This is a genomic window from Thermostichus sp. OS-CIW-30, from assembly GCF_054060215.1.
In genome coordinates this window covers 85,089-99,146 of record NZ_JBSSCZ010000007.1, presented here as the reverse complement: position 1 = coordinate 99,146, position 14,058 = coordinate 85,089, and the positions used below count along the sequence as shown (strand labels likewise).

The 14,058-nt window shown below is 59.1% G+C and carries 14 protein-coding genes and 1 tRNA gene; 5 read left to right on the top strand and 10 right to left on the bottom strand.

All coding sequences use genetic code 11. The features are described 5' to 3' along the window. The first annotated feature begins 222 nt into the window (after positions 1-222). Positions 223-591 carry a hypothetical protein gene (locus tag ACVWZF_RS04505; RefSeq protein WP_457410956.1) on the top strand — a complete coding sequence of 123 codons (369 nt, stop codon included), beginning with the start codon at positions 223-225 and terminating at the stop codon, positions 589-591. On the opposite strand, the gene ACVWZF_RS04500 is transcribed toward ACVWZF_RS04505, so the two are convergent. Further along, positions 563-1,756, bottom strand: coding sequence for an RNA-guided endonuclease InsQ/TnpB family protein (locus tag ACVWZF_RS04500; protein WP_457410972.1), 1,194 nt, complete (start codon positions 1,754-1,756; stop codon positions 563-565). The genes ACVWZF_RS04505 and ACVWZF_RS04500 overlap by 29 nt on opposite strands. A gap of 303 nt (positions 1,757-2,059) precedes the next feature. On the opposite strand from ACVWZF_RS04500, the gene ACVWZF_RS04495 reads away from it, so the two are divergent. Further along, positions 2,060-4,258, top strand: a complete 2,199-nt coding sequence (locus ACVWZF_RS04495; RefSeq protein ID WP_011432265.1) for a caspase family protein — start codon at positions 2,060-2,062, stop codon at positions 4,256-4,258. On the opposite strand, the gene ACVWZF_RS04490 is transcribed toward ACVWZF_RS04495, so the two are convergent. Further along, a complete protein-coding gene (locus ACVWZF_RS04490) occupies positions 4,255-4,926 on the bottom strand; it encodes a DUF1614 domain-containing protein (RefSeq protein ID WP_011432264.1) in 672 nt (223 codons plus the stop codon). The genes ACVWZF_RS04495 and ACVWZF_RS04490 overlap by 4 nt on opposite strands. 768 nt (positions 4,927-5,694) lie before the next feature. Here ACVWZF_RS04490 and ACVWZF_RS04485 point away from each other — a divergent pair. Both ACVWZF_RS04485 and ACVWZF_RS04480 read left to right on the top strand, forming a co-directional pair. Next, entirely contained in the window at positions 5,695-5,952 is a 258-nt protein-coding gene (locus ACVWZF_RS04485; protein ID WP_238376877.1) for a hypothetical protein, read from the top strand. Next, the gene (locus ACVWZF_RS04480; RefSeq protein WP_457410954.1) at positions 5,949-6,641 is read left to right on the top strand and encodes a putative CRISPR-associated protein; all 693 of its coding nucleotides are present in this window, start codon (positions 5,949-5,951) and stop codon (positions 6,639-6,641) included. Before ACVWZF_RS04485 ends, ACVWZF_RS04480 begins: the two co-directional genes overlap by 4 nt. A gap of 100 nt (positions 6,642-6,741) precedes the next feature. Here the strand turns inward: ACVWZF_RS04480 and ACVWZF_RS04475 are convergent, their stop codons facing one another. Then, entirely contained in the window at positions 6,742-8,136 is a 1,395-nt protein-coding gene (locus tag ACVWZF_RS04475) for a malic enzyme-like NAD(P)-binding protein (RefSeq protein ID WP_414407836.1), read from the bottom strand. 8 nt (positions 8,137-8,144) lie between these two features. Here ACVWZF_RS04475 and ACVWZF_RS04470 point away from each other — a divergent pair, with 8 nt between their 5' ends. Further along, entirely contained in the window at positions 8,145-8,732 is a 588-nt protein-coding gene (locus ACVWZF_RS04470; protein WP_011432259.1) for a chromophore lyase CpcT/CpeT, read from the top strand. A gap of 4 nt (positions 8,733-8,736) precedes the next feature. Here ACVWZF_RS04470 and ACVWZF_RS04465 read toward each other — a convergent pair whose 3' ends face one another. From ACVWZF_RS04465 to ACVWZF_RS04435, 7 genes are all read right to left on the bottom strand, one after another. Then, complete coding sequence (locus tag ACVWZF_RS04465; protein WP_457410952.1) at positions 8,737-9,147, bottom strand: hypothetical protein; 411 nt, start codon at positions 9,145-9,147, stop codon at positions 8,737-8,739. A gap of 89 nt (positions 9,148-9,236) precedes the next feature. After that, positions 9,237-9,848 (bottom strand): ATP-dependent Clp protease proteolytic subunit, encoded by a 612-nt coding sequence (locus ACVWZF_RS04460; protein WP_414381170.1) that lies wholly within the window; start codon positions 9,846-9,848, stop codon positions 9,237-9,239. Beyond that, positions 9,796-10,131 (bottom strand): Uma2 family endonuclease, encoded by a 336-nt coding sequence (locus tag ACVWZF_RS04455; RefSeq protein ID WP_049749557.1) that lies wholly within the window; start codon positions 10,129-10,131, stop codon positions 9,796-9,798. The genes ACVWZF_RS04460 and ACVWZF_RS04455 overlap by 53 nt, the downstream gene beginning before the upstream one ends. Before the next feature lie 37 nt (positions 10,132-10,168). Beyond that, positions 10,169-10,438, bottom strand: coding sequence for a hypothetical protein (locus ACVWZF_RS04450; protein WP_457410950.1), 270 nt, complete (start codon positions 10,436-10,438; stop codon positions 10,169-10,171). Between the two features lie 17 nt (positions 10,439-10,455). Continuing rightward, positions 10,456-11,091 carry an ATP-dependent Clp protease proteolytic subunit gene (locus ACVWZF_RS04445; RefSeq protein WP_011432256.1) on the bottom strand — a complete coding sequence of 212 codons (636 nt, stop codon included), beginning with the start codon at positions 11,089-11,091 and terminating at the stop codon, positions 10,456-10,458. A gap of 127 nt (positions 11,092-11,218) precedes the next feature. After that, positions 11,219-13,693: an ATP-dependent Clp protease ATP-binding subunit gene (locus ACVWZF_RS04440; RefSeq protein WP_414522435.1), complete on the bottom strand. Its 2,475-nt coding sequence runs from the start codon at positions 13,691-13,693 to the stop codon at positions 11,219-11,221. Between the two features lie 118 nt (positions 13,694-13,811). Further along, positions 13,812-13,885 (bottom strand) — tRNA-Arg (locus ACVWZF_RS04435). Positions 13,886-14,058 lie beyond the last annotated feature (173 nt).

Sequence of the window (14,058 nt, the reverse complement as noted above, 5' to 3'; positions counted from 1 at the left end):
TCTTAACTTGCTGGCTCAGCCTGGCGACCCTCGGAGACAGCCACCAGCCTGCTCGATTGGGCTTGAAAAGGCCGGCCAAACCTTCAGAAAAGGATCTTCATCCTCTCCCGGAGAAGGTGACAGCAGCCCACCTACGGGGATCCCCGCCAAACCTAAAATGGGAAAACCGCGATCTCTGCCTTTGTGTCTGGATCCCCCCCTCTACGGCCTGCCGAGCCGAGTGTGACCGGATTTGCAGCCCTTAAGGCGCGCCACGTGCTGTTGGCCTTCTTGGTGATCAACCTGGGGGTAGGCTTGGGAGCCATCGCCTTGGCCCAGCTGTTTCATCTCCCATCTGACGATCCTCTGCTGGCCGACTTTGTCTATTGCGCTACATTTGTCCTCACCTGTATCTGGAGCTGGCGACGGGGGCAGCAAGCCCATCTGCAGATGAGACGGCTGTGGGGCAACTGGCGGGCTGCTATTCCTTGGGGATCCCTGCTGCGGGTGGTGCCGGCTTTGGTAGTGCTCTCCATCGGCACAACTTTACTGATGATCTACGTAAACTACCCGACTCCGACCGCTAAGCGGTACGGAGCGGGCTTTCAGTAGCCCTGAGCCTGCTCTGCTCTACCAGAGAACAAAACAAGCCCGGACCTCCAGGCTGGTTTACGGCAGCCCCCAAGAGCGCAATCACATTCGCACCATTCAAATCCGCATCCCCTTCCCATCCACAGTGTCCACACTTAAACTTCTTTCCACTGCGGTAGGATTGCGCAGGGTCGGGATGGATGTGTAAACACTTGTGACAGGTCTGCGACGTGTAAGCAGGCGGCACAAGAACCAGAGAAACCCCTGCAACCCTCGCCTTGTATTCCAGAAATTGACGTAGTTGGTAGAACGCCCAACTGTTGGCCCTGCGCCGCTCGGCTTTGCTGCGCGGCTGTTGATTGACTCTTTTCCGGATCCCTGTCAGGTCTTCCAGGGCGATAGCGCTGTTGGTAGCCTTTGCCCTGGAGACAATAGCTTTGGAGATGCGATGATTGACCCACGTTTGAAAGCGTCTCTCCTTGCCAGACAGCCGTTGCAGCAGTTGACGGCATCTGCGCCGCGAACTGCGTGTGCCCTTACTGGCTTTGCGTTGGAGTGCCGCCCTCAGCTTGGAGTAGTGGTCTCGGATTCGGTTCAACTGCTGTCCATTCCAGTTATCACCCTCTGACGTATGGGCAATATCCGTCCTCCCCAAGTCCACCCCCAGCACTCTACCCGTGCGTTGCGGTGGGGATGGCTCCGTTTCCACACAGATCTGAATAGAGTAGGAGCCGTCTTTACGCTTGACCAGAGTGGCAGATTTGGGATTGGAGCCCGCCAGCCGTTCTCTCTGGTAGCGGCCAATCGCCAGCTCAAAGCGCTCCCGACCCTCCACCGTGGTCAGCGACACCGTCCAGTCTTTCTCGCGGAACGAAAAGATACGTGCATCGTAGGTAGCGAAGCCACCCTTGAACGTTTTGACGGGGCGGTTTTTCTGTCGGGCAACTTTACGGGCGCCGGCCAGCCGTCTGCAGACCTGCTGAGCCAAGTTACTGGACAAGCCGAACCGGGCGCGGATTTCGCGGTAGCACAGAGACTGGAGCTTAACGGCGTTGACGACTTTCTCTGGCGTGTTTTGGTTGACCCAATTCAAGGCTTGGCCGAAAGCATCCAATGTCTCGTCCAATTTGGCGGCTTGCGACGGGGACACCTTGAGCTTGCAGGATATGCTCAGGACTTGGCTCATAAGTTCATTGTACTTCATCAAAGCGCATTCCTCCCGACACTGACCCTACGGGTACAGTGCGGGGCTCCTGCGATTTCTAGCTGACAGAAGAGCGCTGCCGTGGGATCCCCATGGGAAGTAGCGGAGGTTTGATTGATAAGGAATGCAAAGAAAACGCCAAAAACTGTCACTCGATCTCGGGAAAAAGCTGTGTGGATGGGGATATCCTGAAATAGGCAGCAACAGATTCCAGTGCAAAGTTTAGCTGTGGCTCGCTGGCCGATGGGGTAGTCGTTGGGCCGGGGGTCAGCCCAGAGGGTCAACATGGAAAGGCGGTCTTTTCTGCAAAAACTCCTCCTGGTTGCTGCCGGTCTTGGCCTATCCCCTGGCTGGTTGAGGGGCCGGGCTGAGCGATATGGGCAAGCTTTGGCGGCTGGCTCCCGCAAGCTGGCTGTTCTCATCGGTATTAACCGCTACCTTGGCGAGGGATCCGCGCTACAAGGGTGTTTGACAGATGTGGAGTTGCAGCGGGAGCTACTCCTCTATCGCTTTGGTTTTGACCCGGCAGACATTCTCACCCTTACCGATGGGGCAGCCACGCCGGCTGGGATCCAATCGGCCTTTGCAGAGCACTTGGGGGGTCAAGGGCACACGGCTGAAACAGTGGTGGTGCAGTTTAGCGGCTATGGCCAGTGGCGGCTGGGATCCGCGCCCAACTGTTGGCAGCCGGTGCTGCTGTTGTCTGGCTCTGAGGGAGTGGCAGCAATGGAGCTAGACAGCTTTTTCCGGCTTTTGGAAGGCTTGGGCACTGCCCAGATCACCACCCTTCTGGACTGTGGCTTTACCTATGTCTCGCCGTCGGTGCGAGGCAACTTGCAACTGCGTTCCCGTCCCCCAGCCGCGATCTCGGACTCCAAGGACTCCGTCCCGCTGGCGCGATCGGAGCCGCAGCGGGTTTGGCCGTCTCCGCCCAAGGGCTTGCTGATTTCGGCCACCACCCCGCAAGACTTGGCAGCAGAAGCCGCTTGGCCAGGATTCTATGCCGGGGTACTCACCTATCTGCTGACGCAGTACCTGTGGGAAACCACGCCTGCCACCCGTCTGCTGGTGGCCTTTAACCAGGTGGTCAGCCGGCGGGAGCTGGGCCTCTTCGCCTGCCAACGCCCCACCTTGGAAGGCAAAGACACTGCTCGACACATCCACCCCTATTTTCTCATGCCCACACCGGCAGGGGTCAGCGGGGTAGTTCAAGAAGTGAAGGGAAATCGGGCTCAGGTGTGGTTAGGCGGGATCCCATCGGCGGCCCTGTGTGGTTTGCAGCCGGGTACTCTTTTGGTTCCCATTCCCGCCGATCCTTCCGCCTCTTCGCCGACGCCGCTGCTCATGCGTTCTCGCAGTGGGCTGTTGGCTCAGGTTCAGATGGCCAGTCCGGAAGGGCAGCTTCCCCCTGTGGGCACACCTTTGCGGGAGCAGCTGCGCGGCCTCTCCAGCACGCTCAAGCTTTTGGTTGGCCTAGAGGAGAACCTGGGCCGCATTGAAAAGGTGGATCTGACCAATGCCATTGCCGGCTATAGCTGGATGGAAACGGCCAACCCCCGCGAGCGACAGGTGGACTGTTTGTTGGGCCGCATCACCCCGGAAATGGCCGCTGCTTTTAGGACTCCGTCCCGCTGGCGCGAACGGTCGGATACCCTGCTCAAACCCCTGGAAGTGAACAGCTACAGCCTGTTCTGGCCGGGGCGAGAATTGCTCCTGAATTCCTGTGGCCCAGCAGGAGAGGCTGCAGCAATGGCCGTCCAGCGGTTAGCTCCCCGTCTTGCCCATCTGCTGGCTGCCAAACGTTTGCGCACCACCCTCAATGCGGTTTCCTCTTCCTTGGCGGTGGTGGCGGAGTTGGCCGTCAAAGGTAGAGCTGCCAATCGCGCCAGCGGGACGGAGTCCTTAGCTCCCTCGTTGGCGGCACGCCTTGTCCAGTCCGCAACTTCCGCTCCTGCTGAGGTGGGTATGCAGCGGTTTACGCGAGGGGATCCCTTGCATCTCACCCTTTGCAACAACAGCGAGCAGGATCTCTACGGCTACCTGTTGCTGATCGACCCGACCGGACAACTGCACCTGCTGGCCCCCCTGCCTCAGGACAACTTCACCACACCTCTTCGCTTGGAAGCCAAGAGCAGTTTAACTTTGCCACCCTTGCCGGAGGTCGATGGCGAGCTGCGCTCTGCTGTGAGCTCTGACTTGCTCACCTGTCATGCCCAAGGGCTGACGGAGCTGTTGTTTGTGGCCAGCACCCGCCCCCTGTCCGCCAGCTTGGAAGCCCTCAAGGCTATGGCCCGCAAACTGGGGGTAGCCCGTTCGCCGATGTTGCTCAATGGGCCGCTGGAATGGACGCAAACGCTCCTCGAGGAGTTGACTCAGCGTGCCTCCGATCGCGCCAGCGGGACGGAGTCCTTAGGGGATCCCGACTTGCGTTGGCTGGATCCCGCCCAATCCATCACCCTTTCCCTTACCTATTTGCTGGTTTAGCTCAGCAGCAGGGCAAACAAGCCACAGAGGGCAATACCATCGAAAACCCCGGCCCCGCCAATGCTGAGAATGCCAGAGCAGTTGCGCCGCAGGACTTCTGGCAGATGCAGGAGATCTGCCCCGATCACCGTGCCCAAAACTCCACCAGCAAAGGCCACTGCCGGTGCCTGGTCCCCTGCCCAAAACAGAGCGGCTAAGGCTGCCGTAGCCGGGGCAATCAAGGGGTTCATTTGAATGCCGATCCCCGGCACCACGTGGGAAGCATAGTAGCTGACCAAGGTTACCAGCGCCGTCACCGCCAGGATCAGCACGCTGTCGGCCCGCCCAAATTGATATAGGGCCAAGAGCACCGGGATCAGCCCCCCGCCCACGTTCAAGGCAATCACCGTCTCCTGGGAAAGCTTGGTCAAAGGGATCCCCCAGAACTGCCGCATCCACAAGCTAGCTAGGTCTTCTACCAGCGTCACCTCGCATTTCACCCGATAGAGGGGAATATTGACCGAGCTGCCCACCAGGATGGCCAGCAGCAGTAACAGCGCTCCCTCCCGCGAGAACCCCAGCTTTCCCACCGCCAGCGCCACCACATCCACTGCCAGCCCCAGCCAGAGGAAAGGCAGCAGCAACACCAGCATGAAAAACAACAGCAGCGAGACCGGCAGGTAGAACATGGCAGGGATCCCAACTTTTCTTCAGCCTATCAGGACTCGGTTCAACTTTTCTCAGCTGCGTGCCCCCTGAGAAAGTTAGGTTTGCAACTAAACTTTATTCGTTTCAGGATCTCAAAGGCCAAAAATGAGGTTGCGAATATCCCGATCGCGTTAGCGGGACGGAGTCCTTGAAATATTGCAGCCAGCCCTCCAGTCGCCAGGAGTTTTAGCCATAACGATTTGATAGCGCGGATCTCCATAAAACCGAATTTTGATGTGATTAGATTCTTCAACAGTCTCGAAGCAAAGGTCGCGCAGATACTGTTCAGTATGAATGTTCCACTTGCGGTAGTCTCTGAAGATGTAGCCCTACAGGACAGGCCGGCAGAGGTGCTGCAGATCCTGGGCTAGGCATGGCCCGCTACTACGGGAATGGGGGGATGCCTGCTGGCGAGACTCCGCCACACCAGGGATCCCAGCCCAACAGCCACTCTGGTCGCAGGGACGCCGTTCCCCAAGGCGCGGCAAACGAGCCCCAGCAGGACAGACCACAGCAAAACAACCAATACCCACAAGACTAGACCCAACAGCGGGCCCGCCAAGCCTGCTTCCAGATTGGTCAAAAACTGAAGGCCACCATCACCAACATCAAGGGCAACGAAGTTACTTTCCAGATTTGAAGATATCAGAGAAGATAGCAGAATCGGCAAAGTCCAGCTGCTCTGGGCGCAAAGCAAGACAGAGCTCTCGAAAAATTTGAGTTAACCGCCTATCATGCAGACCATCATCATGACTGTGGGCACCTCCTTGCTCACCAACCTTGACAAAGACCTGCAGCCGCAGCGCCCCTGGGTGGGACAAAAAACCATCGGGGATCCGGAGCAAGCGCTGGCCTGGATGAAAAGAACCGATCTGGAGCTGATCAGCGCCGATCGCGCCAGCGGGACGGAGTCCTTAACCAACACCTACTACCGCCTGGATCCCACCCCCGGCGATGCTTTGGTTCTGCTGCACTCCGCAATGGGCTGGAGTGTGCCCGGATTTTGAAGCTCTTCTTTGAAAGAGAACTGGGCCAACAACAGGTTTCTCTGGTGCCCCTTCCCGGCATCGACTACGAGCTAGAGGGATCCTCTCTGGAGCGGATGGCCGAGCTGTTGAAACAGTTGGCAGAGAGCGCCAAGGGGATCGTCACCTTTGCCGCCACCGGTGGGTTCAAAGCCCAAGCCATGATCATGGCTGTGGTGGGCAGCCAGTTGGGGATCCCAGTTTGCTACATCCATGAGCAATACAAGTCTTTGGTCTACCTGCCCTACCTACAGCCGGAAGTTCAGCCCCGGATCCCTCGGGCAGGTCTTCCCGATCGCGCCAGCGGGACGGAGTCCTATCGCGCCAGCGGGACGGAGTCCTTTTCAGGCCGACCTCGCTCCGAAGTCATCCAGCTGCAGGTCGACAGCAGCCACCACCGTCCTCGCAGCTGGGTCAAGGTGGAAAAACTCCTGCGAGACATTCCCTGGGTGGATCTGGTCCGCTACGACCCGCACGCTTACTCTGCCCCCAAAAACAGCGTCAAAGCTGCAAACCGCAAAACAGAGGACGGCCGCCACATCTTGTGGATCCATCTCCACCAGAGCCAGGACACCCACCTTGCTGTCAGGGTAGAGACCACCGGTTACACCCCTGAGCACCTGGAGCAGGCCGCTGCTGAGTTGCGGGAGCGCTTGGGTCGTCTGGTGTGAGTTCCCCCCAGGGAAGGAACAGGCCAAGATCCACCCCCGGCCTTTCGCGAGGTGAGCGCGGGGCATTTTGTGGCTTGTCACCTGGTGCCCTAGGTAGCCCTCAAGGGATCCCGGCCACGCCGGTTTGGCGGGCAGCCTGGATTACCGCAGCGGCCACCTGAGGAACCACCCGCCCGTCGAAGACCGAGGGGATGATCCACTGGGGATCCAACTCTTCGGCAGGGATCAAGGCAGCAATGGCCTGAGCGGCAGCCACACACATCTCGGTGTTGATCTGCTTGGCCCGGCAATCGAGCGCTCCCCGAAACACGCCGGGAAAGGCCAGCACGTTGTTGATCTGGTTGGGGTAGTCGCTCCGCCCAGTGGCCATCACCGCCACCTGATCGCTCACCAGCTCGGGCTGAATCTCCGGCACCGGATTGGCCAAAGCAAACAGGATGGGATCCGGGGCCATCTTTTCCACCATCTCCACTGTCAGGGCATTGGCCACGCTCACCCCAATAAACACATCCGCTCCCACCAAGGCTTCCGCCAGGGATCCCTTCTCCTCGACGGCAATGGCCGCCTTCTCGGGGGTGAGATCGGAACGGGAGCGGCTGAGGATCCCTTGGCGGTCGCAGACCAGGATGTGGGCTGCCCCGGCCCGCCGCAGCAGTTGCGTCACGGCAATGCCGGCTGCCCCGGCCCCGTTGAGGACAATGCGCACCTCGTCTAGGCTCTTTTTCACCACTTTCAGGGCATTCAGCAGCGCCGCCAGCACCACAATGGCGGTGCCGTGCTGATCGTCGTGAAACACCGGCAGGTTGAGGCGGGCCTTGAGCTGAGACTCAATGGCAAAGCAGCGAGGGGCGCTGATGTCTTCCAGGTTAAAGCCGCCAAATCCCGGCGCCAGGCGCACCACCGTCTCTACAATTTCCCCCACCTCCTGAGTGGCCAGGCACAGAGGAAAGGCATCGATATCGGCAAAGCGCTTGAACAGCGCCGCCTTCCCCTCCATCACCGGCAAAGCTGCCTCCGGGCCGACATTCCCCAAGCCCAGCACCGCACTGCCATCGGTTACAATGCCTACACTGTTGCCCTTGATGGTGTACTCATAGACCGCGGCGGGGTTGGCAGCAATTTCCAGAGAAACCCGCCCTACCCCCGGCGTGTAGGCCATGGCCAGATCGGCGGCGCTCTCCAGGGGGCTTTTGGCCACCACCTGCAGCTTTCCCCCGCGGTGCAGCTCAAAGGTGCGATCTACCACCCGCTCCACCTTCACATTGGCCAAGGAGGCAACGGCGGCGTAAATTTGCTGAGCATGCTCGCTGCTGACGGCATCTACACAGATTTCTCGCACCGTTTCTGCTGCCGATTGGTGGATGAGATCGATCTGGCTGAGGCTGCCTCCCACTTCCGCAATGGCCTGGGTGACGCGGGCTAGGGCTCCCGGCTGGTTGAGCAGGCGAATGCGCAGGGCAATGCTATAGCTAGAGCTGGGGGTAAGTTTTGTCATAGCTCCCTATGGTAGACGAAAAATCCGCTTCCGACCTGCACACCCTGGCCAACTGGCTGGAGGGCTACTACAGCAACCGCACCCAGGCGATGGCAGAGCCGGTGTGGTTTGTGCCGGTCAGCCTTTGGTACGTGCGCCTTCCCCACCTGTTCTCGGAGGGGATCGGCTTTTTTACCGAGCAATTTAACCAGCACACGCCGGGCCAGTTTTATCGCAGCCGGGTGCTCCAGGTATTGGGGGATCCCTTGCGGATCGAGAACTACAAATTGCGGGATCAAGCAGCTTGGGCAGGTGCCTCTCAGGATCCGCAGCGCTTGGCGCAGCTCTCCTTGGCCGACCTGGAGCATTTGCCCGGTTGTCGCATTTTGGTGGAAAAGCGCCCAGACTGCTACCACGGCGAAATGCTGCCAGGTGGAGAATGTCGTCTGAACCCCGGGGATAGCACCTATATCCACATCGAGTTCGACCTCACCCCCAGCGAATTCATCACCTGGGATCGGGGCTTTGACGCCGCCACTGGCCAACAAACCTGGGGATCCCGCGCCGGACCCTACCGCTACCAAAAAGGGATCCCACCGGCTCCTCTTCAGGTCTGAACCTTCAAAACAGGAAGGGAAACAGATCTCGAAACCCTTTGCGCAGCCTGAGCAAAAAGATCAGCCGTTCCACCTCGGGGGAGACGGATCCGGTTTCGGGCCGAGCTGCCAAGGCTTCCTGGAGTTCCAGAGCCTCGGCGGCGGCGAGGGGCTGATTATCGACCGGAGAGCGAGCCCGCAAATCTGGCTGCGCCCGCAGCACCTCCTCAGGGATCTCAGAAGCGGGGGGCAGAGCCAAAGCCTGATCTGGGGGATACAGCAGGAACACCAGCAGACTGGCCCATCCACCGCTCCTTCTGGCCCAATGCTGTCGGTTCACCTGGTCGGATCTCCCGGCTAACTCCACCCTAATCCTAGCCACCCCAAAGACCTCAGCCCGTCTCTCGGCACCGCAGAACCGGCACGGTGAGATCATGAAAGGATCCCAGGTGTATTCCTCGCGGGTTCAATTCTTCAACATCCGACTCAGGAGCTTGCCCAGGCTATTTTTTGGATCCAGCCATCCTAGCTGGCGATTGCTTCCGAGCGCTCTTGGATCACCCGATCCACGATGCCGTAAGCCTGAGCTTCCGTGGCCGAGAGGTAAAAGTCTCGCTCCACATCCCGCTCGATTTTCTCCAGCGGTTGGCCGGTGGTTTGCGCCAAGATCTCGTTCATGCGTCGTTTGACTCGCAGAGTTTCGCGGGCGCGAATTTCAATGTCGCTGGCTTGGCCTTGGATCGTGCCCAGAGAAGGCTGGTGCAGCATGATGCGGGAGTGGGGCAGGGCAAACCGCTTGCCCTTGGTGCCAGCAGCCAACAAAAAGGCTCCCATTGAAGCTGCTTGGCCCACGCAAACCGTAACGATATCTGGCTTGATGTGGTTCATGGTGTCGTAGATGGCCATGCCCGCCGTCACAGAGCCACCGGGAGAATTGATGTACATCACAATGTCCTTTTGCGGATCCTGCGAGTTGAGGTAGAGCATCACCCCCACGATGGTATTGGCCAAGCTATCGTCAATGGGCTCGCCGATAAACAAAATCCGCTCTTGGTACAGGCGATCGTCAAGGCTAATCCACTGGCTATAGGGCTCGCCGGGCAAACGGTAGGGAACCCGAGGCACTCCAATCGGCATAAGTTTCTCCTGGCAAAGTATGAAACACAGAACGACGCGCTTGTAAGATATCTTCCGCGCTCAAATCCAGCTGGGGCAAAACCGAGGAAACAATGCGTCCAGATCCAGTTTTGACCTCGCCTTCGTATTCTCCGCCAACCCAGCGCACCGCGGAAACGGACTGCTTGGCTGGATCCACTGGGATCCCACGGGCAGCGTAATCTTTGCGCTTGTCTTGATAATCGTGTTTTTCATTGTCTACTCCGGGGGAAACGACTTCCACCACCAACAGCGGCAGGGGCATGTGCAGGCAAGGATTCCGCAACCGTTTCCCAGCAAGCTCACATAGCGGGATGCAAAGCCATCACCTCTGGATTGCGCAACCGAGCCTTGGCTGCGGGCACTTCGACCTCAACTTGGCCCAAGCTCAGGCGTTGGATGGGCAAAAACTTGGGCAATTCCGCAACCAGAAACAGCTCAATGAGGGTGTTCATACGCTCCTCGGCTTCCCGAATGGACCCGTCTTCAGGTTCAACCCGTCCTTCATAAAGCCCGTCCGTGAGGTGGAGGTACTCCTCCGCCGTTAAAGGCTGTAGGGGAACTTGAACCATGGACGGATCCCTCTGCTTTAGTTTTTGGCTGCTGCCAACTTCGGCACGCCTTTGGAACTGGTCAGCACCTGATCGATGAGGCCGTAGGCTTTGGCTTCCTCTGGTGTCATGAAAAATAGCCGCTCCGTGTCCTTCTTGATGCGCTCCATAGGCTGGCCCGTGCTGCGGGACAGTTGCTCCAGCATCATGTTGCGCAAAGTCAGAATCTCGCGGGTGCGAATTTCGATGTCGCTGGCCTGTCCACGGGTGCCCCCATAGGGCTGGTGGAGCACGATCGTGGCATTGGGCAGACTGGCCCGAAATCCTTTGGCTCCTGCTGCCAATAACATGGCCGCCATCCCAATGGCATTGCCGATGCAGATAGTATGCACAGGCGGCTTGATGTAGTTCATGGTGTCCAGAATGGCAAAGGCCGCTGTGTCGTAGTTATAGGTGCCCGTCGAGTTGATGTACATCTTGATCGGCTTTTCCCGATCCTCGTACTGCAGATACAGCAGTTGCTCGATGATCAGCTTGGTGACGTTGGCATTCGACTCCTCTGCAAGGGGCAAGCCCAGGTAGACAATGCGCTCCTGCAGCAGCAGCGAAGCCAAATCTGGGGGTGGGGTACGAACCGGAGCGCCGCCATAGTAGTAGTAGGTCGATTGCACCATGCCAGAGATCTCCTACGCCTGGGTCTGTTCAACTGAAAAACACCAGAAAAACAACACTTGAGGACCACAAGGGATCCGCAGCATCCCAACGGATCCCTTGCAGTCTGAGGACCTCTCAAAGCCAGCTTTACTCCGCCCCTTGAGGCAAGAGAACCCGCTCCGGCTCCGTGACCAGCACCTTGGGCTTGCGCTCCTCATCCACATCGATGAGCACCTCCGATCCCTCCCGGACATGCCCAGTCAGGATCTCTTCCGCCAGGATGTCTTCCAGCAAGCGTTGGATGGCGCGGCGCAGCGGGCGTGCCCCGTAGCTGGGGTTATACCCCTCCTCCACCACCAAGTCTTTGAAGCGATCGCTAACCGAGAGGCGGATTTTCTTCTCCGTCATGCGGTCAAACACTTCCTTGAGCAGAATGTCGGCGATCTGCTTCACTTCGTCCTTGGTCAGTTGCCGGAAGACGATGATCTCGTCCACGCGGTTGAGGAACTCCGGACGGAAGTACTGCTTCAGCTCCTCGTTCACCAGGTTGCGGATGCGGTTGTAGTTGGCATCCTCGTCGTTGGTGTTGAACTCGAAGCCGAGGCTGCCGCCGCCCTTCTCGATGACCTTCGAGCCGATGTTAGAGGTCATCACGATCAGGGTGTTCTTGAAGTCCACCGTGCGGCCTTTGGCATCGGTCAGGCGGCCATCCTCCAGGATTTGCAGCAATAGGTTAAACACATCCGGGTGCGCCTTCTCGATCTCATCGAAAAGCACCACCGTGTAGGGGCGGCGCCGCACCGCTTCTGTGAGCTGACCCCCCTCGTTGTAGCCCACATAGCCCGGCGGGGATCCGATCAGCTTGCTGACCGTGTGCCGCTCCATGTATTCCGACATGTCGAGGCGGATCATGGCCGACTCGGAGCCGAAGAAGTAGGCTGCCAAAGCCTTGGTCAGCTCGGTTTTGCCCACCCCTGTTGGGCCGGAGAAGATGAAGCTGGCGATGGGGCGGTTGGGATTTTTCAGCCCCACCCGAGCGCGGCGGATGGCCCGGGAGATGGCCCGCACCGCTTCGTCTTGGCCGATGATGCGCTGGTGCAGGGTTTCTTCCATGTTCAGCAGCTTCACTGACTCGCTCTCGGTCAGCTTGGCCACCGGCACCCCCGTCCAGGCGCTGACCACTTGGGCCACGTCCTCTTCGGTTACCTCGGGCATTTCGCTGCGGCTGCTCTCCTCGGCTTTTTTGGCAGCGGCAATGGCGCGGATCTGCTGCTTGATCTCCATCTCCCGATCCCGCAGCTCACCAGCCTTGTCGAAGTTCTGGGCCCGCACCGCAGCGTCTTTCTCCTTGAGCACTCGCCGCAACTCTTGATCCAGCTCCCGGGCCGCCGGGGGCAGTTGAGAGTTGATCAGGCGCACCCGCGAAGCAGCCTCGTCGATCAAATCGATGGCCTTATCCGGCAGGAAGCGGTCGGAGATGTACTGGTCGGCCAGCTTGGCGGCTGCATCCAAGGCCGCATCGGAGATCTTCAGCTTGTGGTGCTGCTCGTAGCGCTCCCGCAGGCCAAACAGGATCTCGATGGTCTCGGAGACCGTCGGCTCGCCCACCATGATGGGCTGGAAGCGACGCTCCAGGGCGGCATCCCGTTCGATGTGCTTGCGGTACTCATCCAGGGTGGTGGCGCCGATGCACTGCAGCTCGCCGCGGGCCAAAGCAGGCTTGAGGATGTTGGCGGCATCAATCGCCCCTTCCGCAGCCCCGGCCCCGATCAGGGTATGCACCTCGTCGATGACCAGGATGATGTTGCCGGCATTGCGGATCTCATCCATGATTTTCTTGAGGCGCTCTTCAAACTCGCCGCGGTACTTGGTGCCGGCCACCAGCAAGCCAATATCCAGGCTGATCACCCGCTTGTCGGCCAAAATATCGGGCACATCCCCCTGCACAATGCGCTGGGCCAAACCCTCGGCGATGGCGGTTTTGCCTACCCCCGGCTCGCCAATGAGGACGGGGTTGTTCTTGGTGCGGCGGCCCAGGATCTGGATCACCCGCTCGATCTCCCGCGTCCGACCGACCACCGGATCCAGCTTGCCCTCCTGGGCCAGTTGGGTGAGGTTGGAGCCGAATTCGTCCAGGGTGGGCGTTTTGGTGCGACTGGAGGATCCCCCCCCTGCCGTCACTTCGGCAGTCTCGCCCAACATGCGGATCACCTGGGTGCGCACCTTGGAGAGATCCACCCCCAGGTTTTCCAAGACGCGGGCCGCTACTCCCTCCCCTTCTCGGATCAGGCCCAGGAGCAGGTGCTCAGTGCCAATGTAGTTGTGGCCGAGCTGGCGGGCCTCTTCTAGGGAGAGTTCCAGCACTCGCTTGGCGCGGGGAGTGAAAGGGATCTCGACGGCCACAAAACCGGATCCCCGACCGATAATTTTCTCGACTTCAATGCGGGCGTCCTTCAAGTTCACTCCCATGGACTTGAGAACTTTGGCGGCGACCCCAGTGCCCTCGCCGATTAACCCCAACAAAATTTGCTCGGTGCCAACGAAATTGTGACCTAACCGTCTGGCTTCTTCTTGGGCCAGCATGATCACCTTGATGGCTTTTTCTGTAAAGCGTTCAAACATGATCCTCGGGCTCCCTACGCCTGCATCAAGGCGGACTTGATAGGGGTAATCCTAGCACAAGTTCAGGCGAAACCAAGGGACGGTAAATACCCCAGACGGAAGCTGTCTGGGGCCAAAACGCGCCTGGAGAGATTTGAACTCCCGACACCGTGGTCCGTAGCCACGTGCTCTAGTCCACTGAGCTACAGGCGCAAGAGGGGCGGGCCAACCACGGTTGACTGTCTGTCCATACTATCTGTCCATAGTTACTCAGATACTATCCAGTACTATCCAGAGACAGAGATGGACATCTATCAATGTGGCTTAGGCATTCTAGCACAAGAGCGTTCTTTGGAAAGTCCAGCGGGGGTGTAGATATCCGCCAG